The 23,413-nt window shown below is 32.8% G+C and carries 20 protein-coding genes and 1 riboswitch; of the genes, 3 read left to right on the top strand and 17 right to left on the bottom strand.

Features of this window, described 5'->3' with window-relative positions:
* Positions 1-188: 188 nt before the first annotated feature.
* The 4 genes from KPL51_RS12030 to KPL51_RS12015 all read right to left on the bottom strand — a co-directional run bounded on the left by KPL51_RS12030 (position 189) and on the right by KPL51_RS12015 (position 4,677).
* Positions 189-1,346, bottom strand: a complete 1,158-nt coding sequence (locus KPL51_RS12030) for an SNIPE associated domain-containing protein (protein ID WP_216161571.1) — start codon at positions 1,344-1,346, stop codon at positions 189-191.
* A gap of 81 nt (positions 1,347-1,427) precedes the next feature.
* A complete protein-coding gene (locus KPL51_RS12025; protein ID WP_216161568.1) occupies positions 1,428-2,456 on the bottom strand; it encodes a threonine aldolase family protein in 1,029 nt (342 codons plus the stop codon).
* Between the two features lie 190 nt (positions 2,457-2,646).
* Positions 2,647-3,153 (bottom strand): flavodoxin domain-containing protein, encoded by a 507-nt coding sequence (locus tag KPL51_RS12020; RefSeq protein WP_216161564.1) that lies wholly within the window; start codon positions 3,151-3,153, stop codon positions 2,647-2,649.
* A 321-nt stretch (positions 3,154-3,474) separates the two neighbouring features.
* Positions 3,475-4,677: a dicarboxylate/amino acid:cation symporter gene (locus KPL51_RS12015; RefSeq protein WP_216161561.1), complete on the bottom strand. Its 1,203-nt coding sequence runs from the start codon at positions 4,675-4,677 to the stop codon at positions 3,475-3,477.
* Between the two features lie 327 nt (positions 4,678-5,004).
* Here KPL51_RS12015 and KPL51_RS12010 point away from each other — a divergent pair, with 327 nt between their 5' ends.
* Entirely contained in the window at positions 5,005-5,436 is a 432-nt protein-coding gene (locus KPL51_RS12010) for a DUF1413 domain-containing protein (RefSeq protein WP_216161557.1), read from the top strand.
* A gap of 58 nt (positions 5,437-5,494) precedes the next feature.
* Here the strand turns inward: KPL51_RS12010 and KPL51_RS12005 are convergent, their stop codons facing one another.
* The 6 genes from KPL51_RS12005 to KPL51_RS11980 form a co-directional block, all read right to left on the bottom strand.
* Positions 5,495-6,211 (bottom strand): ABC transporter ATP-binding protein, encoded by a 717-nt coding sequence (locus KPL51_RS12005; RefSeq protein WP_216161587.1) that lies wholly within the window; start codon positions 6,209-6,211, stop codon positions 5,495-5,497.
* The gene (locus tag KPL51_RS12000; protein ID WP_216161554.1) at positions 6,204-6,989 is read right to left on the bottom strand and encodes an ABC transporter ATP-binding protein; all 786 of its coding nucleotides are present in this window, start codon (positions 6,987-6,989) and stop codon (positions 6,204-6,206) included. The genes KPL51_RS12005 and KPL51_RS12000 overlap by 8 nt, the downstream gene beginning before the upstream one ends.
* Positions 6,989-8,041 (bottom strand): branched-chain amino acid ABC transporter permease, encoded by a 1,053-nt coding sequence (locus tag KPL51_RS11995; protein WP_216161551.1) that lies wholly within the window; start codon positions 8,039-8,041, stop codon positions 6,989-6,991. The genes KPL51_RS12000 and KPL51_RS11995 overlap by 1 nt, the downstream gene beginning before the upstream one ends.
* A 3-nt stretch (positions 8,042-8,044) precedes the next feature.
* A complete protein-coding gene (locus tag KPL51_RS11990; protein ID WP_216161548.1) occupies positions 8,045-8,938 on the bottom strand; it encodes a branched-chain amino acid ABC transporter permease in 894 nt (297 codons plus the stop codon).
* A gap of 78 nt (positions 8,939-9,016) precedes the next feature.
* On the bottom strand, positions 9,017-10,186 hold the full coding sequence (locus KPL51_RS11985) for an ABC transporter substrate-binding protein (RefSeq protein WP_216161545.1): 1,170 nt from the start codon (positions 10,184-10,186) through the stop codon (positions 9,017-9,019).
* Between the two features lie 249 nt (positions 10,187-10,435).
* A complete protein-coding gene (locus KPL51_RS11980) occupies positions 10,436-11,452 on the bottom strand; it encodes an SDR family oxidoreductase (RefSeq protein WP_216161542.1) in 1,017 nt (338 codons plus the stop codon).
* Between the two features lie 362 nt (positions 11,453-11,814).
* Between KPL51_RS11980 and KPL51_RS11975 the strand changes: the two genes are divergently transcribed.
* The gene (locus tag KPL51_RS11975; protein WP_216161539.1) at positions 11,815-12,531 is read left to right on the top strand and encodes an SGNH/GDSL hydrolase family protein; all 717 of its coding nucleotides are present in this window, start codon (positions 11,815-11,817) and stop codon (positions 12,529-12,531) included.
* Between the two features lie 61 nt (positions 12,532-12,592).
* Here the strand turns inward: KPL51_RS11975 and KPL51_RS11970 are convergent, their stop codons facing one another.
* The 7 genes from KPL51_RS11970 to KPL51_RS11940 form a co-directional block, all read right to left on the bottom strand.
* Positions 12,593-14,593, bottom strand: a complete 2,001-nt coding sequence (locus KPL51_RS11970; protein ID WP_216161536.1) for an ABC transporter ATP-binding protein — start codon at positions 14,591-14,593, stop codon at positions 12,593-12,595.
* A complete protein-coding gene (locus KPL51_RS11965) occupies positions 14,593-16,365 on the bottom strand; it encodes an ABC transporter ATP-binding protein (RefSeq protein ID WP_216161532.1) in 1,773 nt (590 codons plus the stop codon). Before KPL51_RS11965 ends, KPL51_RS11970 begins: the two co-directional genes overlap by 1 nt.
* A gap of 71 nt (positions 16,366-16,436) precedes the next feature.
* On the bottom strand, positions 16,437-16,877 hold the full coding sequence (locus KPL51_RS11960) for a MarR family winged helix-turn-helix transcriptional regulator (protein ID WP_216161529.1): 441 nt from the start codon (positions 16,875-16,877) through the stop codon (positions 16,437-16,439).
* A gap of 238 nt (positions 16,878-17,115) precedes the next feature.
* Entirely contained in the window at positions 17,116-18,045 is a 930-nt protein-coding gene (locus KPL51_RS11955; protein ID WP_244998074.1) for an ABC transporter permease, read from the bottom strand.
* Positions 18,046-18,050: 5 nt separating this feature from the next.
* On the bottom strand, positions 18,051-19,109 hold the full coding sequence (locus tag KPL51_RS11950; protein ID WP_216161522.1) for an ABC transporter permease: 1,059 nt from the start codon (positions 19,107-19,109) through the stop codon (positions 18,051-18,053).
* 12 nt (positions 19,110-19,121) lie between these two features.
* Entirely contained in the window at positions 19,122-20,642 is a 1,521-nt protein-coding gene (locus KPL51_RS11945) for an ABC transporter ATP-binding protein (protein ID WP_216161519.1), read from the bottom strand.
* 14 nt (positions 20,643-20,656) lie between these two features.
* Complete coding sequence (locus KPL51_RS11940; protein ID WP_216161516.1) at positions 20,657-21,781, bottom strand: BMP family ABC transporter substrate-binding protein; 1,125 nt, start codon at positions 21,779-21,781, stop codon at positions 20,657-20,659.
* A 169-nt stretch (positions 21,782-21,950) separates the two neighbouring features.
* Positions 21,951-22,052: riboswitch (purine riboswitch) on the bottom strand.
* Between the two features lie 220 nt (positions 22,053-22,272).
* Between KPL51_RS11940 and KPL51_RS11935 the strand changes: the two genes are divergently transcribed.
* Positions 22,273-23,394 (top strand): aminopeptidase, encoded by a 1,122-nt coding sequence (locus KPL51_RS11935; RefSeq protein ID WP_216161512.1) that lies wholly within the window; start codon positions 22,273-22,275, stop codon positions 23,392-23,394.
* Positions 23,395-23,413 lie beyond the last annotated feature (19 nt).

Here is a 23,413-nt window from a genome sequence, read left to right as displayed (position 1 = left end):
CCTTCAGATTCCCCCTCACGGAGGACACCCTTGTCTTAAGCTAACGGTTGGCACTATCAGCCCCCGTATCGGACTTTCACCGACGAGTAAATGCCCATGCCGGGCGCACTAAAAAACAACCTTGTAATTTTAGTTACAAGGTTGTCTTTCTTTAGGTATTAAATTAATCTGCGTATTTTACTATTCTGTCATTCGCTTTGTTCTTCTTTTTCTTCCTGTTCCTTCAATTTGTATTCATAAGCAAGATAAAGTTCTTCTAATTTAGTGTTGAAATATTTAGGAATTATTTTAACTTGAGTTAGATTACCAAGCTTATTTAAATCTTCAAAAAACGATTTAATTCTATTTTCTATTACTTCTATATTACTAAATTTAACCTTTTCAATTATAGAATCACACTCATCGTTAAATATCCTAAGAACTAGTTTAATCATATCCTCTGTCATATCCTCCACTAGTTCATTGCCTTCTTTTATACTACCATTAACAATCCATTGCTTAAATTCTATAGCTTCTTTAGATTTAATCATGTCCATTTGCTTCTCTCTTATATCCTGAAGCATTGTAGCACCTTTTACTGAATTCATTAAATTATATTGCGGCTTATAAATACCGAAATCTTGCATTGAAACCTCATCATCTAAGTTTACTATTTGAGACTTTAAGTTTTCTACGCAATCTTTCAATTTATTATATTCTAAATCAAGATTTTCAATGGATTTTGTTTTTGTTTGGATTATAATTTCATACTCATTGGATTTATCCTGAAATTCATCAGCATTCAGTTTAGTTTGATCCTCATATTCTTTAGTCTTGAGTTCAATAAAATCATCATATTCTATTTTTTTATCTTCAAGATTTTTTGCCCTTATTTCTACTAAATTATCATACTCTTCAGTTTTGCTTTGGATTAATTCATCGTACTCTACAGATTTATCTTCAAGATTTTTAACTTTTAGTCCGATTAAATTATCGTATTCACTACTTTTAATCTCAATTAATTCCTCAAATTCTTTTGATTTGTCATCAAGTGCTTTACCTTTTAGCTCTATTAGATTATCATATTCATTTGATTTCTCTTCAAATTCTTTTGTTTGGTACTCAGCTTGCTGCTTATATTCTATGTTGAGCTCTTCTATGGCTCTTCTTTTTGTTTCAATTAGATTATCATATCCTTCTAGCTCCACTTCAAGATCTTTAGTTTTAGCTAAAATTTGACTCAGTGCCATTTGAGATGGAGTTAGCTTTATATGTTTTAATCTTTTATTTTCCTCCATTATTCTTTCAAAATCAAGTTTATATTGCTTCGCGTTCAAAACATCTTTAATAGATGTAAGTATTGCCATTGAAACCACTCCTCATATGTTTAATAGCTTACATTATACCATAAAATTTCAGACCATAAATATGGTAATGCCATCCGAAAATTAAATACTAAACAATCTAAGATCATTAATGAATGATTTAACCGCCTCTTCCTTTGTAGCCCAGGAGGTTACCAACCGAATAGAAGAATTATTCTCATCAATTTTTTGCCATATATAAAAAGCATATTTTTCTTGTAGCTTTTCAATTGTTTTATTGGTCAATATTGGGAAAATTTGATTTGTTGGTGACTGGATCAAGAATTCATATCCACAGTCACTAATACCTTTGGTTAATAGCTGCGCCATATCATTAGCATGCTTTGCTAAATCCCAAAAAAGGTCATCTTTAAAAAGCTCCAAAAACTGTATACCAATTAACCTTCCCTTTGCAAGTAATCCACCCTTTTGCTTAATGAGATATCTGAAATCTTTCTTAAGAGAATCTTTACAAATAATAAGAGCTTCTCCCAATAATGCACCATTTTTAGTTCCACCTATATAAAAAGCATCAGTTAACTTTGTTAAGTCTGAAAGCTCAATATCATTACCTTTTGAGCATAGTGCAGATCCAAGTCTGGCACCATCCACATATAAAATAAGGTTATTATTCCTGCAACATTCACTTAACTCTTCTAATTCTTGTTTTTTATAGACAGAGCCTATTTCTGTTGGATTTGAAATATAAACCATCTTAGGCTTTACCATATGCTCATCAGTATGTTCTTCTAATGCCATTTTTATATGAATAGGCTTAAGTTTTCCATCTTCCACTTTAATGGAAATAATTTTATGACCCGTGGCCTCAATAGCTCCAGTTTCATGAACTAATACATGGCCTGTATTTGCAGAAATGACAGCTTCATGTGGTCTTAAAAAGGCTGAAATGACGGTAAGATTTGTCTGGGTTCCACCACAAAACAAATGAATATCAACATCATTACAATTTAATCTATCCTTCAACAATGAAATAGCAGCTAAAGAATACTGATCTTCCCCATACCCCTCTGTCTGCTCCATATTTGATTCCATTAATGCTTTCAATATGTTAGGATGAGCTCCCTCACTATAATCATTTTTAAAACTATACATTAGCTTCATGCTCCTTTCGTTATGTTACTATTTAAACTTCCAAAATTTACTCTAATTATTTTCCTCTATGTAGCTTACTATGTCATTATACAACTTTTAAACATTGAACAACATAAAAAGTACTATTCTTCTAACAGAACAGTACTTTTTACTCTATTACTTTATATAATTACAACTAAATATGCACCTACTATTTTTTATTCATTAATTCAGCAAATTTATTAATACTTTCTTCGTGTATATTTAAGACATCTTTATTTATATTAACCTTAACAGGATTCTTCTGTTTTTTAGATACCATCTTTATTATAAATTTCTCCAAAAAATTCATTTTACTAAATGTGAAGCCCCCTCCCAAGTGTTCTTTAGCCGTAGCCATACACATTAATTCACTTGGTAAACTATCATTGAGTTGTGATATTGCTTTTTCCCCTTCACTCATGCAGCATACAAAGACTCCTATTTTTTTATTTTTTAGAGTATTTAAATTTTTAAAACAAAATTCTCTTATCTCCTTTTGAATTCTGCCTGCATAGATTGACCCACCAATAACAATGTTATTAAATGAATTCATATCCGGTATTACGTCTTTTTTTATATTTACAATGACGACTTCTCCATTAAGCTTATCTTTTAAAACTTTACTACATTTTTCTGTAGCACCATGTTTAGTACCATAAACAATAAGTGTTTTCATAAATTTTCACTCCTTTTATATAATATTCCACGGAGTATAATTACATCCCATGATATTTTCGCTGGTTTATATTCCCGAGTAATATTAGTATTATATTCTTTATTTTCCTGTAAAAGTCCTGCTAGATTATTAACTAATTTTCTTTGAATAAACTTTGAAGTTTAGCTGATTTATTTTTTAATAAAAGAGAAAACCATCCTGCCTTTTTAGCGGGATAGTTTTCTCTTTTTCGAATCTTAATATACACAATTTAAAATATTATATTTAAAATTTAGATGATATATTTAAGCTTTTTATAATATTTTAAGCATTTATAATATTTTAAGCAACAATTTTTTCATCTTTTGCAGTTTCATGTTGTTTTTCAAAAAGTTTATGTCCAGAAATTTTATTTATTAATACTGCGATTGCTCCATCACCAGTTATGTTACATGCAGTACCGAAACTATCTTGAGCTAAGTATAGTGCTATCATTAGAGATGTTAATTGTTCATTAAATCCAAGCATGCCTTGAAGTAGTCCAAGTGCTGCCATTACAGCTCCACCAGGAACACCAGGTGCAGCTACCATTGTAATCCCTAAGGCTAAAATAAATCCAAAGAAAGTTCCGAAACCGTAATTCATACCATTTAACATCATTATTGCAAGGGAACAACTTACAAGAGTTATTGTACTACCTGAAAGATGTATAGTTGCACAAAGTGGAACCACAAAGTCAGCAACTCCATCATTTACTCCATTTTTTTTAGTTTGAGCAAGTGTAACTGGAATTGTCGCTGCGGAGGATTGAGTTCCTATAGCTGTTAAATATGCAGGAATCATTGTTTTAATTAATTTGAATGGATTAGCACCAGCTATTGTTCCAGCAATTAAATACTGAAGGACAATTACTGTAAAGTGAATTATAAGTACTAAAACAAATACTTTTGAGAATACTTTTAATATAGAAGCTACTTGACCAGCATAAGTCATATTAGCAAAAGTACCCATAATATATATAGGAAGTAATGGGATAACTATCCCAGTAATCAGTTTAGTAATAATATCTTGGAATTCCTTCATAACACTCTTTATGGCAGTAGATTTTATTACAGCAATACCTATACCTAATGTAAATGCAAGAACTAATGCTGTCATTACATCCATTAAAGGCGGTATTTTAACATTAATAAATGCTTTAGCTAATTCCCCTTTACCAAAACCTGCCCCTAATGCTCCAGGCTTTAAAAATATTGGAAGAATAGTAGCATTAGCAAAATATGCTAATATTCCGGCAAGTACACTAGATGCATATGCTATTCCAGCTGTTATAGCTAGAATCTTACCCGCTCCAGCACCGAGATCACCTATACCAGGTGCCACAAATCCTATAATTATAAGTGGTATAGCAAAGCCTAAAAATTGACCGAATAATCCATTAAATGTTGCGAAAAGCCTTATCCCTGTTCCAGGAAGTATACTTCCTAAAATGATACCTAAGATAATAGCTATAATAAGTCTAGGAAGTAATCCTATTTTTTTCATTTTTACTCCTCCTTACAAAATCTGAGTTATAAGCTTTAATAAGTAACCACAGATAAATATATCCAATGATTTCTTTACTTATCTTTCATAAGTGTTTAATTTTCTTTTAATACATATGAAGACGTTTTCTATTTGACATAAAAAACAATAATGTTATTAAAGGTTATGCAACCTACAATAACATTATATAACCATTGAAATAATTTATCAATGGTTATAAACACAACTATTACGTATTAAGCAGGGATACCTTCAGTATTCTCCTTATATTTCATGGTTGCATAGGCTTTTAGAATAAACTATAATAATTAAAAGAGGTGGTTCAAAATGCAAGAGTTAAATGTACGTATACGGCTGGCAGAAAGCGAACTGAAATTACTAGAACATCTTACAAAAACCAAGGGTTATATGGGCATAAGTCAATTTTTAACTGAAATTATCAGAAATGAAATTAAAGATATCAGCGAGGATGAAAAAAATATAATATTACAAAATAACCTTACTGAGGAAGATATATTGAATTTAATTAGAGAAAATATTATCAACATAAATGGTAATTTTCAATTTTCGGACCTTTTAACAGAGTTTTGGGGTAATGTATCTTTATCACAACGAAAGAAGATTGGTAGGCTTTTTAGACGTATGGTGGATAATAATGAATTCCCAGGTGTTAAATTTTTAGGACCTAATTCTTCTGGTATTGCCCTATACAAGAAAGATGGTGGTATAAAAAAAGAGCGAACTCTATCATTGTCCTAGAATAGAGTATGCTCTTTTTCATATTAAAATTATAGGAAGCTTTTAAATACAATGATCCTTATACCTTAACACTTTCCCCTAAATAAGCCTTCTTTATAGCATCATTACACAATAAGTCTTTTCCACTTCCCTTAATAGTAATTCGCCCCGTTTCAATTACATACCCTATATGTGCAATTTTTAGAGCAGCATTGGCATTTTGTTCAATTAGCAGAATGGTCACACCTTGCTTATTAATCTCTTTAATAATATTAAAGACATCCTTAATAATTAATGGTGCCAGCCCTAAAGAAGGTTCATCCATCATTAGTAACTTTGGCCTTGACATTAATGCTCTTCCAATTGCAAGCATTTGCTGTTCTCCGCCTGATAGTGTCCCTCCTTGTTGCCAAATTCTTTCCTTAAGTCTTGGGAAGAGTGTATATACCCATTCCATATCTTCTTTAATTTCTTTTTCATCTTTTCTTGAAAATGCACCTAATTTTAGGTTTTCAATTACCGTAAGATCTCCAAAAATCCTTCTTCCCTCTGGAACCAAAGTAATTCCATGTTTTACTATATTTTGAGGTTTAATAAGCATCAAATCACTGTCTAAATATTGAATTTTTCCACTTTTAGGTTTAACTAGTCCTACTATAGAACGAAGCATGGTGCTTTTTCCAGCGCCATTAGCACCAACTAAAGTGACAATTTTACCTTCTTCAACTTCAATACTTACTCCTCTTAAAGCTTCGATTCCACCATAAGAAACTACTAAATCATCAATTTTAAGCATCATCTTCACTCACCCCCAAATATGCTTCTATAACCTTTTCATTATTTTGGATATCATAAGGAGTTCCTTCTGCTATAGTCACACCATAGTCAAGAACATATATCCTATCTGATATTCCCATTACAACCTGCATGTGATGCTCTATCATAAATATGGTTAAGTTAAACTCATCTCTAATCTGTTTAATAAAACGTGTTAGATCTTCCGTTTCTTTTGGATTCATTCCTGCGGCTGGTTCATCTAGAAGCAAAACTTCTGGGCTGGTAGCCATTGCCCTAGCAATTTCTAATCTTCGTTGCTTTCCATAAGGAAGAGAGTGTGCCTTATAATCTTTCTGATCTAATAAGCCTACTTTCTTAAGCAAATTAAGGGATTTTTCCATCATTTTGTTTTCTTCTCGCTTGTACCTTGAAAGCCTAAGGACTGCTTCCATAAAATTTGATTTAATATTTAAATGATTAGCAATTAGAACATTGTCAAGCACCGATAGATCTTTAAATAATCTTATATTTTGAAAAGTCCTTGCAATTCCTGTTTTAGTAATTAAATCTGGCCTCATTCCTGTGATATCTCTATTATTAAAATTAATTTTCCCTTCAGTTGGCTTGTACACACCAGTAACCATATTAAAAACTGTAGTTTTTCCAGCACCATTGGGTCCTATTAATGCCACAATTTCTCCTTTATTTAAGGTAAGATTAAAATCCTTTACTGCAGTAACTCCTCCAAACTGCATCTTTACATCTTCTATCTTTAATACGGTATTCACTTCTGACATTACCTATCGCCTCCTTTTTCAGATGGCTTTCTACTAAATTTATTGATTATCTTATCAAAGCTAAATTCTTTTGTCCCCATGAGACCATGCCTGAAAAAGATTACTACCAACATTAAGAGTGCTGAAAATACTACCATTCTAAGGCCAGGTATTCCTTGAATTGTTATAAATCCTAAATTCATAGTCTCATCAAGAAACCTCAATGCCTCTCCTGCAATTGTTACAATGAAAGCAGCAATAATTGATCCTGTAATACTACCCATACCTCCAAGTACGATAATAAGAAGTATATTAAATGTTAATATAAACCTAAACATAAGTGGGTCTATGGTACCTAACAAATTTCCTAAAAGTCCCCCACCTATGCCTGCAAAAAATGCACCAATTGTAAATGCCAATACCTTATGTTTAAACAGATTTATTCCCATACTTTCTGCTGCTATCTCATCTTCTCTTATTGCTTTTAGTGCTCTTCCATAGGAGCTATTTATGAGAGAAGTAATGATTATAACCGTAATAACAGCAACTCCATAAGTCCACCATATATTTGTGGTGTCTGGAATTCCTTTGAGTCCTAAGGCTCCGTTTGTTAATGTTTGCGTATTTGTAAATATAACTCTTATAATTTCTGAAAAACCTAAAGTTGCGATGGCCAAATAATCTCCTTTTAATCTAAGCACTGGTGTTGCAATCAAATATCCCACGAAAGCGGAAACAAGTCCTGCAATAATCAATGCTGGAAAGAATGGAAGTGTTAAATTTGCTAGTGGTTTAATTATGGGTGCTAAGAAAAAATTTTGAGCCTTCATATCTGCTGACATTGTGAGTAGTGCTGTAGTATATGCTCCCACTGCCATAAAGCCAGCATGTCCTAGTGAAAAGAGTCCTGTAAAACCATTTACCAAATTCATACTTAGTGCAAGTATTACATAAATAGCACATAAATTTAATATTCTCATATTATACGCGTCCAAATTTTTATTTATAAAGATTAATGCTATAAATAAAATCAGCAAAGAAATTAATGTTAAAATCAAATTTCTCTTTTTCATATTCTACACCTTCTCCGATATTTTTTCGCCCATAATACCTGTTGGCTTAAGTAGTAGTATAATAATAAGCATTACAAACGCAAATGCATCTCTATATCCTGATAAGTTCTGAAAAACTGCAACAAGCATAATTTCACCGATACCTAGAATAAAGCCTCCAATAACAGCACCTTTAATGTTTCCTATTCCTCCAATAACAGCCGCTATAAAGCACTTTAATCCCGGCATAACGCCCATAAGTGGAAGAAGAGATGGAAACTTAAGTGCCCACAATAATGCTCCCACCGATGCAAGCATAGATCCAATTCCAAAGGTAAATGAGATTGTTTTATTTACATCTATCCCCATAAGTCCTGCTGTTTCATAATCTTTTGAAACAGCTCTCATAGCCATTCCACTCTTTGTATGATTAATCAAATATAATAATAAATATAACAAAACAAATGTAACTACAGGAATAACAAAAGTCAATCTTTGTATAGATATGTTTCCGAATTTCACCATTTTATCAAAAATATCCGGTGTTGGAAAAGGTTTTGGTCTTCCTCCAAACAACACAATTGCTACATTTTCTAGTAGAAAAGAAGCACCAATTGCAGAAATCATAATTGAAATTTTAGGTGCGCCTCTAAGAGGTCTGTATGCAGTTCTTTCAATTAACATTCCGAGTGCACCGGTCAAAATTATTGCTATTAGAAAAGAAAAATACCAAGGTAACATGAAGGTAGTTACTCCATAAAAAGCAAAATATGTTGCCATCATAAAAATATCACCATGAGCAAAGTTGATAAGTCTTAATATTCCATAAACCATTGTATATCCAATTGCAATCAAAGCATACAAACTGCCAAGAGAAATCCCGTTAGTTAGATGTTGCAAAAATGTATCTAAACTCATTTGTCCTCCTCCTCATACTCTTATTTAAAACAATACGCTTCACACCGTTTCGATGGAAGCGTATTATTTTATGTGCTACTATTTAATAGGCTCTATAACTTCCTTAAATGTGAATTTCCCATCTTTAACTTCTTTAATTACAGCACTCTTTACAGCATTTCTATTTTCATCAAAATTTATAACTCCAGCTGCACCTTGGAAGTCTTTAGTTTTCGCAAGTTCATCTCTTAGTTTAACTGAATCCGCAGATCCAACTCTCTTAATCCCATCTAAAAGTATGATATATGCATCATAACCAAGAGCGGCTACTGCTGCTGGTTCTTTTCCGTTATATTCTTTTCTGTATGCATCTAGGAATACTTGTGATTCTTTTGTAATTGGCTTTTCAGTAGCAAAGAATGTTGAGAAGGTGGCTCCTTCTACTGCTTCTTTTCCTGTTGTTATGAATTCTGGTGTTTCCCAAGTATCTCCTCCGATAAAAGGTGTGGTTATTCCTAATTGTCTCGCTTGTCTTATTACGAGTGCTGATTCTGTGAAATTACCAGGTGCGAAAATAACATCTGGATTTTTAGCTTTTAAGTTTGTAAGTTGAGCTGTAAAATCTTGATCTCCAGTATTGTAATTTGTTACCGCAACAATAGAATTCTCATCACCAGTTAATTTCTTAAAAGAGTCTGTAAAATATTTTGCGAGTCCTATTGCATAGTCATTTGATACTTCTTGAACAATGGCAACCTTTTTAGCTTTTAATGTGTTGAAAGCATAATTCGCCATAACAGTTCCTTGGAAAGGGTCTATAAAACATACTCTAAAGTAATATTCATTACCTAATGTTACAAGTGGATTTGTACAGGATGTTCCCATTGTTGGAATCTGAGCTTTCTTAACGATATCTCCTGCTGCCATAGAAAGTGAACTTCCCCAACTACCAATTATTGCTGTAACCTTTTCCTTTTCAACCAATCTTGAGGCTGCATTCGCTGCTTCCACTTTATCAGACTTATTGTCTACAATTACAAGTTCAACCTTTTTTTCCAATACCTCAGGGTAAAGTTTATTTGCAAGCTTTATACCTTCAATTTCTAGTGCTCCACCAGCTGCATTGGCTCCAGTCATAGGTTCAAAAACTCCAATTTTAATTACATCACTTTCAGTTGCAACCTTGTTTTCTGTCTTTTTCCCGCAGCCACTGAGCCCCATTGTCACAACCATTAGAACTGTAATTAAAATTGATATCTTCTTTTTCATTTTTTACCCCCCTACTTTTATTTAATAGCGCCTTAATAATTAGTTTGTTTATTTTCTCAATTCTATTAATATAAGTTTTATGCATTTATCTCCAATTATATTCCTATATTATTAATTAATAATGCAATGATGTTGAGGTTATTTTACAAAAAAAATAAGAGCCAGCAGATAAATATATCTACTAACTCTATTTTTCTATAATAAGATAGATTTTCAGCTAAACTAAAATTCCATTTTACGATAAAAGTCTTATATATTTTTAAAATATTTTAAAGCTTTCTGCTCTGCCTCTATTATTCTATCACAAAAAATATCAAACTCCTCATCAGCTATTTGTAATTCAGTATGAGATAATATATATTTAATAGAGTGTTTTACCCCTTGATCAAATCTAACAGTAGCAACAAAACCCGGAACTAGTCTTTTAATTTTACTATTATCAAAAACTACACTATTAGCCTTATCTCCTATTAACCCACCTTCAAAGTCAGCTTGACATTTCACTAAAAAATCCGTAGCGATATGTACCTTCTTAACTTCAATATGGAGTGCTTCTCCAATACAATCATATATGTTATTCCAAGTTATAGACTCATCTGAAGTTATATGAATAGCTTCTCCTATTGCTGCATGATTCCCCATTATCCCGAAAAATGCCTTTGCAAAATCAGAATTATGAGTTACTGTCCAAAGGGAAGTACCATCACCTTGAATAATAACTGGTTTTCCTTTGATTATTCTGTCAATAACCTGCCATGGACCATTTTTACCATGTATAGCTAGTGGTAGACTACTATCACCATAGGTATGACTTGGTCGAATTATAGTTACAGGAAAATTGTTAGTTCGATACTCCTCCATTAATCTTTCTTCACAAGCTATTTTTTCACGAGAATACTGCCAATATGGATTAGAAAGTGGTGTACTTTCAGTAATTTTATAATATGACAAAGGCTTCTGGTAGGCTGAAGCTGAGCTAATACAAATAAACTGCCTTGTTTTGCCACTAAAAAGTCTAATGTCCCTTTGAATCTGTGAAGGTTTAAACGCAATAAAATCAGCTACTACATCAAATTTCATATCTTTAATAAGTTCAGAAACCAAATGTTCATCATTAATATCAGCAGTTAAAACCCTTGCTCCTTCTGGAACCTTGCTAACATTATTTCCTCGATTTAATAAATAAAGTTCCCACCCCTTTTCAACTACAAGTTTAGATATTGCACTACTAATAGTTCCTGTTCCACCAATAAATAAAGCTTTCATTAAATCCCTCCATTCTGAAATCATCTCTTTTTTCTGAGGCTAATATTTTTTAGACTCTATCATAATATACCATAACTACTATGATTTATAAGAATATTTTTCAAATAAAAAAACCTCTATATTTAATATAAGATATTAGAGGCAAATAGATGGTATCAATAAAATTTTTATGGGAATTATATATCTTTGAGATATGAATAATTATGTGAGATTTCAATTAACAAAAATATATTTATTTAATACGTAGTTTTAATAACTACGTATTGAATTGTTTGTATTTGTGTGCTATATTGTTAGTATAGATTAAATGGATTATATAAAAAAATTTGTGAGATTAATAATTAATTTTATGGAGGTATATTATGATAATAAAAGATAGCTACACTCTTATAGCATTTGGCGATTCTATTACAAAGGGAATCATTTACGACGAGGAAAGATCTAAATATGCACCTCTAAAAGAAAACTTTACAACCATAATTGGAAATAAAATAAAAGGGCAAGTATATAATGCAGGTAAATTCGGAAGCACCATTATGAGAGGTGTTAGTAAGATGTATAACGATGTAATAAAAAAGTCACCTGATATAGTTTTAATAGAATTTGGTGGTAATGACTGTGACTATAACTGGGCTGACATTGCTAAAAATCCTGATAGGGAATACAAACCCAACACTGATATTTCTACTTATCGTGAAACACTGTGTGGGATGATTGATACCTTGAAAAATAATCACATATTGCCTGTGCTTATGACACTACCACCACTAGATCCACTAAAATATTTCAAATGGATTACTAAAGAAGATTCTTTTGCAGAACAAAATATTTTACATTGGCTTGGTACAAAAGATGCTCTTTTCAACTGGCATAGCTCCTATAATAAAATTATTACAGAAGTAGCTAATGAAACTGGTACTATGCTTATAGATGTAAGATCAGAATTTACAAAACATAGCGATTACAGCCAGTTTTTATGTAAAGACGGTATACATCCAAATATGGGTGGTCAATCATTAATAGCAACTGTTATATTAAAATATATAAATGAAAACTTTAATTTTTTATTACAATCATAATTAATTTAAGGCTATGTCACCATTGAAATAATGGTAACATAGCCTTATTTTAAAACTTATTTTATACTACATCATTATCTAAGTTTGCTCCACTAAACTGACTATTATAAAGATCTGCATAGAAGCCATTCTTAGCAAGAAGTTCATTATGATTACCCATCTCAATGATACTTCCCTTGTTCATTACTAATATTAGCTCTGCCTCTTTAATTGTAGAAAGTCTATGTGCAATTACAAAACTTGTTCTGTTTTGCATAAGTGCTGTCATAGCATTTTGTATATAAACTTCTGTTCTTGAGTCAACGTTACTTGTAGCTTCATCAAGTATCATAATTGTTGGGTTTGCAAGTATTGCCCTTGCTATAGTAAGAAGTTGCTTTTGACCCTGTGATATATTTGAAGCTTCTTCATTTAGTATCGTATTGTATCCATCAGGGAGAGTCTTAATAAAGTGATGCGCATGAGCTGCTCGTGCCGCCTTCATGATCTCATCCTCGGTGGCGACCTCTTTTCCATAAGCAATATTATCCATTATAGTGCCATTAAAGAGCCAAGTATCTTGAAGTACCATTCCAAACATACTACGTAGTTCCCCACGTTTTATGTCTCTTATATCCACTCCATCAACTGTGATTTTACCAGCATCTATCTCATAAAACCTCATTAACAAGTTAACAAGTGTAGTTTTACCGGCACCCGTTGGTCCAACAATTGCAATTGTATGACCACGTTTTACATCAAGATTCATATTCACAATAAGAGGTTCATCTGCTTTATAGCTGAAATCAACATTTTCAAATTTAACTTCTCCCTTAGGTAATTCAATCACCTTAATATTACTAGTTTCCGTAATCTCTTCTACTTCATCTAATAATTCAAAAATACGTTCAGCCGAAGCTACTGTTGATTGAATTATATTGGCAATATTTGCAGTTTGAACTATTGGTTGAGTAAACTGACTAGAATATTGAATAAAAGCTTGAATGTTACCTATACTAATTCTACCTTTTGTTGCTAAAAATCCACCAACAACGCAAACTACCACATAACCTATATTACTAACAAATCTCATCATAGGCATTATTATTCCTGATATAAACTGAGCTTTCCAGCCTGCATTGTATAATCTATCATTAATATTTTCAAACTCTTTAATTGAATCTTTCTCATGACCAAAGGATTTAACAATTTTATGTCCTGTATACATCTCTTCAACATGACCATTAAGAGCTCCAATTTCCTTTTGCTGTGCAGCAAAATATTTTTGAGATCGCTTTGCAACAAAAGCTGTCACAATAATATATAGTGGCAAAGTTAAAATAACAACAAGTGTCATTAGTGGACTTATTGTAAGCATCATAATAACAATACCAACGATGGTAACAATAGCTGTAACAAGTTGAGTAAGACTTTGTTGAAGTGTTGTCGATATATTGTCAACATCATTTGTAACACGACTTAATATCTCACCATGTGTTTTTGAATCAAAGAACTTGAGTGGTAGCCTCGATAATTTGTCCTCAACTTCTAATCGAAGATTATAAACAGTTTTCTGTGCAACTCCAGCCATTATATACTGTTGAAGGAATCCAAAAACTGTACTTACTAAATACAATCCAAGTAACAAAAGAATAATATTTCGAATATAAGTGAAATCTATGTTTCCACCGTTTATATCCATTATCTTAGCAATTCCAGTTTTAATTTGATCCAGTCCATCAATTACTTTTGGACTATTAGCTGCAGCGGGATTAGCATTTATTGCGGCTGCTATTTTATCTTGCGCAGCATGCAGCTGAATTAAACCAAATTTACTTTTAATACCTTCAACCAATTTATCTATAGCCCTTGCTGAAATTTTAGGTCCTACTATTGTAAAAATAGTGCTGATTATCGCAAATATAAATACTAAAATAAAATTGGTTCTTTGTGGTTTTAAATAACTTAAAAGTCTTTTTAATGTTCCTTTAAAGTCTTTGGCTTTTACTATTGGACCGCTAAAGGATCCCATTGGACCACCACGCATTCCGCCTTGAGGTTTGTTCTTGTTATTTTCACTCATTATAATTCCTCCTCTGAAAGCTGTGAAGATACAATCTCATGATATATTTTACAACTATTTAAAAGTTCTTTGTGAGTTCCAATGCCTGCAATTACGCCTTCATCTAAAACTATAATTCTATCTGCATCCATAACTGTTGCAACCCTTTGAGCAATAATTATTACTGTAGACTTTACTGTTTCTTTTTTTAGTGCTGCCCTTAGTCTCGCATCAGTTTTAAAATCAAGTGCTGAAAAACTATCATCAAAAATATATATTTCAGGTTTTCTAACTAGAGCACGTGCTATAGAAAGACGCTGCTTTTGTCCACCAGAAACATTCGTTCCTCCCTGAGCAATAATATGTTCATATCCTTCTTTCATTCCGTTTATAAAATTCGTTGCTTGTGCTACAGTTGCTGCATGCTTAATTTCTTCCATAGTAGCATTATCTTTACCATATTTAATATTATTAGCAATACTTCCAGTAAAAAGCACAGTGTTTTGGGGAACAAAACCTATCTTTGACCGAAGGTCATTTTGACTCATTTCACGTATATCTACTCCATCAACCAATACCGAGCCAGAAGTTACATCATAAAAACGTGGTATTAAGTTTATAAGAGTTGATTTACCTGCACCTGTACCACCAATAATAGCGGTTGTTTCACCAGGTCTTGCACTAAATGTTATGTCACAAATAGCTGGCTGATCTGCCCCTTCGTAACTAAATGTTACATTCTTAAATTCAACATATCCACTTTGTTTATTTGCTAATATTGCATTCTTTGGGTCAGTGATTTCAGATTCCATATCTAATACCTCATTTATTCTTATTGCAGAGGCTTGTGCTCTTGGTATCATTATAAATACCATAGCAAGCATTAAGAATCCCATTAAAATTTGCATTCCATATTGCATAAATGCAATAAGTGAACCAACTTGGATACTACCAGCATCTATTCTTTTAGCACCAAACCAAATAATAGAAACTGTTGTCACATTCATCATTAACATCATTATTGGCATTAGAAATGCCATGATTTTATTAACTTTTATAGCGTTTTCCATAAGGTCAGTGTTAGCATCATCAAATCTAACCTTTTCAGTGTCAATTCGATTAAATGCACGTACTACTCTAATACCTGTAAGTCCTTCACGTAATACAAGATTTAATTTATCTAATTTCACTTGCATCAATTTAAATAATGGCATAGCATATTTAAGAGTTATTCCAATAATAATTCCAAGAAGCGGTACTACAACTGCAAAAATCCAAGTTAGTTGCACATCCTCTCTTAAAGCCATAACAATACCTCCTATGGCAGTTAAAGGAGCAGACAACAAAATAGAAAAAATCATTACGGTTGCTGTTTGAACTTGAACAACGTCATTTGTAGTCCTTGTTATAAGGGTGGCAGTCCCAACCTTATCAAACTCATGTAGCGTGAACCCTTCAACTTTAGTAAATAATTTATTACGAATAATTCTACCAAGCCCAACAGCAGTTCTTGAAGATAAAAATGAAGCTACAACTGAGCATAAAACTCCACCTGCTGATACTAATAGCATGATTCCGCCTATTCTAATAATATAATTTATACCTTTATATGTTCCATTAAAACCTAAAAATGAAATAGATTGAAAGGTATCCTTTTGTGATATACCTTTGTCTACTATATCAGCCATCAATGTTGGTAAATATAGATTTGCTAGTACTTGAGTAAAAACTAATAAAACTATTACTATTATCTGTAATGTGTAAGGTTTTAAAAATTTAAATAATTTAATCAAAAATATCATCCCCATTCCTTGTTAATATTTTATTGTATTATTATTATTATTATTATTGTTATTGTTATTATTTATTTTGGTTGATCACTTAAAAGCTTCTTAAGTGTATCTAATCCTTCATGAATTTTATTAAGTTCATCTTCGCTTCCTCTACTCATTGTATTTTGAATATTCTTTTCAAACTGCTTATGAAAGTTTTCATGCATATCTTTAAAATTCGGCGCTATGCTTACATAAACTACCCTCTTGTCATCTAGGCTTCTTTCTCTTACCACCATTTTCTGTTTTTCAAGTCTATCTACGATTCCTGATACAGTACTATTAGACAAACAAAGTTGATGACTAAGTTCTGTTATCTTTATCTTCTTTTTTTTACTTAGAAGCCCTAGTACCATGCCTTGAGGTGCTGACATTCCCGTTTCTTCAAGCAATTTATTCATACTATGTTTAAATAACTGCATAACCTCTTGAAAAAGTCTTGCAACTTCTATGCTCTCGTTTAATGTTTTCACTCCATCACCACCTTTAATAAATTCTTCTCTAGTAACTCATACCATTTCGCACACGTTTATTTCGCACACGTTTATTTCGCACGCGTTTATTTCGCTTACGTATGTTTCGCTTACGAAGTATATTGTAATCCCATGAATTTCTTATGTCAATACTTATTCACAAAAAAATTAAAAGGACAGACTTAAATGTCTATCCTTACATGGGAATATACAATTTTATATTTAAATTATCTTTACATCATCTATCTTCCCTATAATATGGTGTCCCCAAGTTTTTAGGCGGAGCATTCCTTTTAGATTTTTTCATAGATACAATTACAAGAATCGCTATGGTAACTAAATATGGAAGCATATCTACTAGATATTGAGAAATAATTTGAATTCCAGCTCCCTGAAGCCTAAAACCTATTATATCAAGTCCCCCAAATAAAAATGCTCCAAATATTGCTTTATAGGGATTCCATGCAGAAAATATAACAAGCGCTATGGCAATCCATCCCCTACCTGCTACAACATTTTCTTGCCAGTTAGGTATATAGACAAGTGAAAGGTAAGCCCCTCCAAGTCCACACAATGCTCCTCCAATTAGAATATGAACATACTTATATAATGTAATATTTATACTTGCTGCATCTGCTGAGCCTGGATTTTCCCCTATTGCTCTTAGGTTTAACCCTTTGCTAGTATTGTATAGATATACACCAATAACTACTGCTAATATATACCCAAGATACACAAAGGCGTCATGTTTAAAAAATATTGGGCCAATAACAGGAATATCACTTATTATGGGAATTGAGTAGGGTTTAAAAAAACTTTTCACTGCTACCGGGGCAGTTTGACCTACTAATTGTTTTCCTATTAAGGTTGAAAACCCACTACCAAAAGTAGCCAGGGCCAGGCCAGTAACAACTTGATTTGCTCTTAATGATATTGTTAAAAAAGCAAATATTAAGCCACCAAAAGCTCCAGCAACCATTGCTCCTAGGAGTGCCGCAAAAACACTTTCTGTGTTTAGCCCAACCAAGAAACCTATTACAGCTCCCATAAGCATCATGCCTTCTACTCCAAGATTAAGGTTACCAGCTCTCTCTATTAATATTTCACCAAGAGTTGCAAAAAGAAGGGGTGTTCCTGCAACTATTGCTGCAGCTAAAAATGTTGTCATTCCATTCACTTTGCATCACCTACTTTACTAGAGATTTTAAACCTAATAAAAAACTCACTACCAAGTACGAAAAACAATATCATAGATTGTAATAAAAGTGCCGTAGCACCTGGTATTCCATAAGAGGTTTGAATAAAGGATCCTCCCTGCTGAAGAGCCGCAAATAATACGGAAATAACCAGAATAACTGGTGCACTTAGGTACCCAAGCCAAGCTACAATTATAGCTGTATATCCTACTCCTCCAGACACACTTTCACCAAGTGTATTGCTTATACCTGAGGCTTGAATCATACCAACAAGCCCACATAAACCACCACTTAAAAGTATAGATATAATTATAGTTTTCTTTATATCAACCCCAGAATAAAGTGCTGTTTTTTCACTCTCTCCCAATACCGAAATTTCATAACCCCTTTTAGTATAATTCATAAAAACATATATAAATATAACTAAAATCAGTGCAAATATCCATCCAACGTGCACTTTAAAGATTTCTGGAAGTATAGCATTATCAGTAAAGCTTGCTATTTTTGCAAATCCCTTTGCATTAGGGTCCTTTAATGGCCCATGCTGAAGGAATACTATCCATTTAATAGCAATGTAATTCATCATCAGAGTAACTATTGTTTCATTTGTACCCCACTTTGCTTTAAAAACAGCAGGGATTAGTGCCCACAGGCTTCCACCAAATATACCTGCTACCATCATTATTATTAAAAGTATAGGTCTTGACATATCCGGAAATTTAAGTGCAAATAGTGATGCTGCAAAGGCCCCCATAAGAATTTGCCCCTCAGCACCGATATTCCAAAAATGCATCTTAAAAGCTACCGCAATGCCTAACGCAGCTATGCAAAGAGGAATGGCCAGTTTAATAGTTTCTCTAATAGAATAAGAGGAGCCAAAAGCCCCATTTAGCATTGATGCATAAATATCTAAAGGGTTCTTTTTCATCAGTATAAAAACTATGCTAAATATAAAAAGTGCAAGTATTACTGAAGAAATTCTAATGGTTGTACTTTTTCCTTTGCTTATTTCATCTCTTTTTATAAACCTTAGCATCTACTACCCCTCCTATGCTTCTCGCTGCTTATTTTTATGACCTGTCATAAGTAATCCTATTTCTTCTTTTGTAGCTTCTTCACCCTTTAAAATCCCAGTAATTTCGCCACTACAAATCACCATTACTCTATCGCAAAGTTGAATTAAAACATCCAAATCTTCTCCAATAAAAAGTACTCCTACACCCTTAGCCTTTTGCTGATTTATCAGATCATATATGGTATAACAAGTATTAATATCAAGTCCCCTTACTGGATAAGCCATTATAAGAAGCTTTGGTTTTGCAGCAAGTTCCCTTCCTAGTAATATTTTTTGAATATTTCCTCCAGATAAATTTTTAATAGGATAATAAATTCCTGGCGTTTTTATTTCAAGAGTTTCAATTATTTCTATTGATCTACTTATGGCAGGTTTTTTATCAATAAAAAGTCCATTTTGACATTGATATTCCTTAAGCATTAAGTTATCTACCATGTCCATAGACCCAACGAGGCCCATACCAAGCCTATCTTCTGGAATGAAACTCATACTAATACCTTTTTTGATTATTTCTCTCGTGTTCTTTCCTACAATATTTTCTCCTTTAAAATTTATTTCCCCCTCTTTTACTGATTGCATTCCTATAAGGGATTCACACAATTCCTTCTGACCACTGTTTACGATACCTGCTATGCCAAGTATTTCTCCAGCTCCTATAGTAAAGCTTATTTTTTTTAATCTCTCTATTCCCTCTTCATCAAATACTCTAAGATCTTTAACCTCTAAGATATTTTCTGTGCTTTCGGATTTTACTCTTTTAATAGACAAATCTACAGGATGTCCCACCATTAGCTCCGCCAATTTTTTAGGATCTGTATCTTTTTTATTTAAGGTAATAATGGTTTCGCCCTTTCTTAAAACAGTTATCTTATCCGATATCTCCATAACCTCGTCCATTTTATGGCTTATGAATATTATGGCACAACCCTGCTCCTTCATCTTATTGATTATTTTAAATAGCTTTTTAGTTTCCTGAGGAGTAAATACCGTAGTGGGTTCATCTAGCACAAGTATTTTTGCGCCTCTATACATTACCTTAAGTATTTCTAATATCTGTTTTTCTCCAACTGTCATATCATATACTCTTTTATTTACATCAACTTCAAGACCATATTTATCAGATAGCTCTGTTATATCCTTTATTACTTTATTCTTATTTATCCAAAAACCAGTCTTTTGGCCGATCATTATGTTTTCGAGACTTGTCATGACTTCTACCAGTTTAAAGTGCTGATGAATCATTCCAATTTTTGCGTTAATAGCATCCTTTGGCGATGAAAATTTTACTTCTTTTCCACTAACAAAAATAGAACCTCTGTCAGGAATATAAATTCCTGACAGAATGTTCATTAGTGTACTTTTTCCTGCTCCATTTTCTCCTAGCAATGCATGGATTTCACCGCTATTTATTTCTAAATTAATATTATGATTGGCAACTACCCTGCCAAAAACCTTGGTTATTCCCTTCATTGATATATGTGGAACAGTACTCATAATATCACCCTTTTCTATTTTACTTTACCTTCGACCCCTTTAACAAACCAATCAAAGAGAAGCATATCTTTATCTGTCATAACTTCGCCTTCTTTAATTTTCAAAACACCAGTATTATCATATATAGGTCCTACAAATACTTTGTTTTTTCCTGAAATTATATCAGCCTTAGCACTATCTACTGCGGCTTGTGCACCCGCTGGTGCATTTTTAGTTAAATCAGCTAAGTATATTATGCTTTTAGCATTATCTGCATCCATGGCTCCCCAATAACTTTCTGATTTCCAAGTTCCAGCAATAATCTTGTTAACTTGATCTACATAATATGGTCCCCAATTCCAAATTGGAGCTGTCATGTAAGCATTAGGTGCAGCCTTACTCATATCTGAGTTATAACCTATAGACCAAACTCCCTTTTCTTCTGCAGCTATTTGTGGCCCAGTTGTATCCTGGTGCTGTGCAATAACGTCTACACCTCCATCTAAAAGTGCCTTTGCCGCTTCTTTTTCCTTTGCAGGGTCATACCAAGTATTAGTCCATATAATCTTTACAACTGCTGACTTATTAACGGATTGTACTCCAAGTGCAAATGCATTTATACCTCTAACACATTCAGGAATGTTCATAGCAGCAACATACCCAATTTTATTAGATTTAGTTTTCATTCCTGCAACTATACCAGAAAGATATCTAACCTGATAGTCTCTACCAAAATAATTTGACATATTAGTTTCCTGCATATAACCTGAACAATGCATGTATTTTATTTCTGGATGTTTCTTTGCAGACTTGTCCATTCCCTCCATGAATCCAAAACTTGTCCCAATAATTACTGTAACACCATTGTTAATCATTTCCTCACAAGTCTTATCAACCTCTGCTGCATCTTCTTTTACACTCTCCTTAAAAACTGTCTTCTCTATCTTACCTGCAAGTTCCTTTTCAAGAAATAGTCTTCCTTGATCATGAGCAAAAGTATAACCCCCATCACCAATAGGCCCTACATAAATAAACCCTACCTTTACTTTTTTACTAGTATCAGGGGTAACTGTATTTCCTTCATCTTTTTTTGAACAACCTGTTAAAATTCCTCCCAAAACTAGTATTAGTGTTAGCATTAAACCAATGACTTTTTTCATAAAACACTCCCCCTATTATTACAAATTTTATATTAAGACATAACGTCTTTAATATACCAAATTGGACAAAAAATATAAACCCTCCAAATTGAAATTTCAAAATGGAAAGTTTATATAAAAAACTATTAAAATATAGAATTACTTTTAAAAAGTAATCCTATAACTTTATAACTTATATATAACCACCCATAGTCAGGCTATTTATGGTAGCCCCAGAGAAATATTTAGACCATATTACTAAACATATATAGGTTTACAGGAAGATTTATTATTTTTTCAATATTGCAAATACTTTGTATATAAGAGTATTTTACAGTAAAAGTCATAAAATGTACATAGTTTTTGATTTTTATTTTCACAATAAAATTTAACTAGAGTATTTCTTAAATATTTGGTAACATATTCATATAATCATTTTTTAACGGTTAACTTAAAAATAGATTAAACTCTCTTAAGTTTTCCCGTGTTCTAAGTGAAAGGAGCAATTATAAATGGCTGATCAAAGACTTAACAAACTTGCAAAACTACTAGTAAATTATTCTACCCAGGTTAAACCAGGTGATTCTGTATTTGTATCCTGTGATGAGGTTGCAACCCCTTGGATGGTAGAGGTGGTAAAGGAGGCCGTGAAGGCAGGCGCTCATGTAGAAACTTCACTTTCTTCACAAGAAGTATCTGAAATAAAGCTTAAGTACAGTAGTGAAGAGCAGCTTCTTCAGGAAAATATACTTTTCAAAACTATGCTTGGAAAGGCAGATGTATGGCTTTCTGCTTGGGGGAATAGAAACACAAAGACCAATTCAAGAATCGATGCAGATAAACTTAAAATATCTTCGATAGGAGCAGCAAGTTGGAGAAAGATATATTCTGAAAAAATGGGCAATGGTTCCTTAAGATGGTGTGGAACACAATATCCTACCTATGCAGATGCTCAGGAAGCTTCCATGAGCTTTAGTGATTATGAAGAGTTTGTTTATGGTGCCGGCCTACTCAATGCCCAGGATCCTGCATCTGAATGGAAAAGGATAAGCGCAGAGCAAGAAAGATGGGTTAAATACCTTGATACTAAAAATGGCCTACATTTTATTTCTAAAGGAACAGATATAAAAGTAAACGTAGAAGGGAGAAAATGGATAAATTGTGATGGAAAAGTAAATTTCCCAGATGGAGAGATATTTACCTCACCTGTTGAAGATGGAGTAAATGGAGTAATTACTTTTAGTTTCCCAGGAATATATATGGGCAAAGAGATTGAAGGAATAGTTCTGGAGGTTAAGTGTGGAAAAGTAGTTAAGGCGACAGCCACAAAAGGAGAAGACCTCCTTAAAGCACTTCTTGAAACTGATGATGGGGCCTGCAGATTTGGTGAGGTAGCTATAGGTACCAACTATGGTATTAAGAATTTCACAAGAAATATGCTTTTTGATGAAAAAATCGGTGGTACCATCCATATGGCTATTGGAGACTCAATGCCTGAAGCAGGTGGCTTAAACAGATCAACCCTTCATTGGGATATGCTTTGCGATATGAGAAATGGTGGAAAGATTTATGCTGATGGTGAATTATTCTATGAAAACGGAAGGTTTATTGATGACATACTAGAAGTGAAATAAAGAGTATGTTCAAAAATTC

The organism is Clostridium bowmanii (assembly GCF_018861315.1).
Taxonomy (GTDB): Bacteria; Bacillota; Clostridia; order Clostridiales; family Clostridiaceae; genus Clostridium_AD; species Clostridium_AD bowmanii.
Note: the sequence above shows the minus strand (reverse complement) of the source record. Positions and strands in the feature narration are given on the sequence as shown.

Coding starts and splice junctions, on each gene's coding strand:
- KPL51_RS12005 (WP_216161587.1), bottom strand. CDS start 6,211: ATGCTTAAAATTGATGATTTAGTAGTTTCTTATGGTGGAATCGAAGCT.
- KPL51_RS12025 (WP_216161568.1), bottom strand. CDS start 2,456: ATGTATAGTTTTAAAAATGATTATAGTGAGGGAGCTCATCCTAACATA.
- KPL51_RS11980 (WP_216161542.1), bottom strand. CDS start 11,452: ATGAAAGCTTTATTTATTGGTGGAACAGGAACTATTAGTAGTGCAATA.
- KPL51_RS11970 (WP_216161536.1), bottom strand. CDS start 14,593: ATGAGTGAAAATAACAAGAACAAACCTCAAGGCGGAATGCGTGGTGGT.
- KPL51_RS12010 (WP_216161557.1), top strand. CDS start 5,005: ATGCAAGAGTTAAATGTACGTATACGGCTGGCAGAAAGCGAACTGAAA.
- KPL51_RS11985 (WP_216161545.1), bottom strand. CDS start 10,186: ATGAAAAAGAAGATATCAATTTTAATTACAGTTCTAATGGTTGTGACA.
- KPL51_RS11940 (WP_216161516.1), bottom strand. CDS start 21,781: ATGAAAAAAGTCATTGGTTTAATGCTAACACTAATACTAGTTTTGGGA.
- KPL51_RS11945 (WP_216161519.1), bottom strand. CDS start 20,642: ATGAGTACTGTTCCACATATATCAATGAAGGGAATAACCAAGGTTTTT.
- KPL51_RS11990 (WP_216161548.1), bottom strand. CDS start 8,938: ATGAGTTTAGATACATTTTTGCAACATCTAACTAACGGGATTTCTCTT.
- KPL51_RS11935 (WP_216161512.1), top strand. CDS start 22,273: ATGGCTGATCAAAGACTTAACAAACTTGCAAAACTACTAGTAAATTAT.
- KPL51_RS12030 (WP_216161571.1), bottom strand. CDS start 1,346: ATGGCAATACTTACATCTATTAAAGATGTTTTGAACGCGAAGCAATAT.
- KPL51_RS12020 (WP_216161564.1), bottom strand. CDS start 3,153: ATGAAAACACTTATTGTTTATGGTACTAAACATGGTGCTACAGAAAAA.
- KPL51_RS12000 (WP_216161554.1), bottom strand. CDS start 6,989: ATGTCAGAAGTGAATACCGTATTAAAGATAGAAGATGTAAAGATGCAG.
- KPL51_RS12015 (WP_216161561.1), bottom strand. CDS start 4,677: ATGAAAAAAATAGGATTACTTCCTAGACTTATTATAGCTATTATCTTA.
- KPL51_RS11950 (WP_216161522.1), bottom strand. CDS start 19,109: ATGCTAAGGTTTATAAAAAGAGATGAAATAAGCAAAGGAAAAAGTACA.
- KPL51_RS11975 (WP_216161539.1), top strand. CDS start 11,815: ATGATAATAAAAGATAGCTACACTCTTATAGCATTTGGCGATTCTATT.
- KPL51_RS11955 (WP_244998074.1), bottom strand. CDS start 18,045: ATGACAACATTTTTAGCTGCAGCAATAGTTGCAGGAACACCCCTTCTT.
- KPL51_RS11995 (WP_216161551.1), bottom strand. CDS start 8,041: ATGAAAAAGAGAAATTTGATTTTAACATTAATTTCTTTGCTGATTTTA.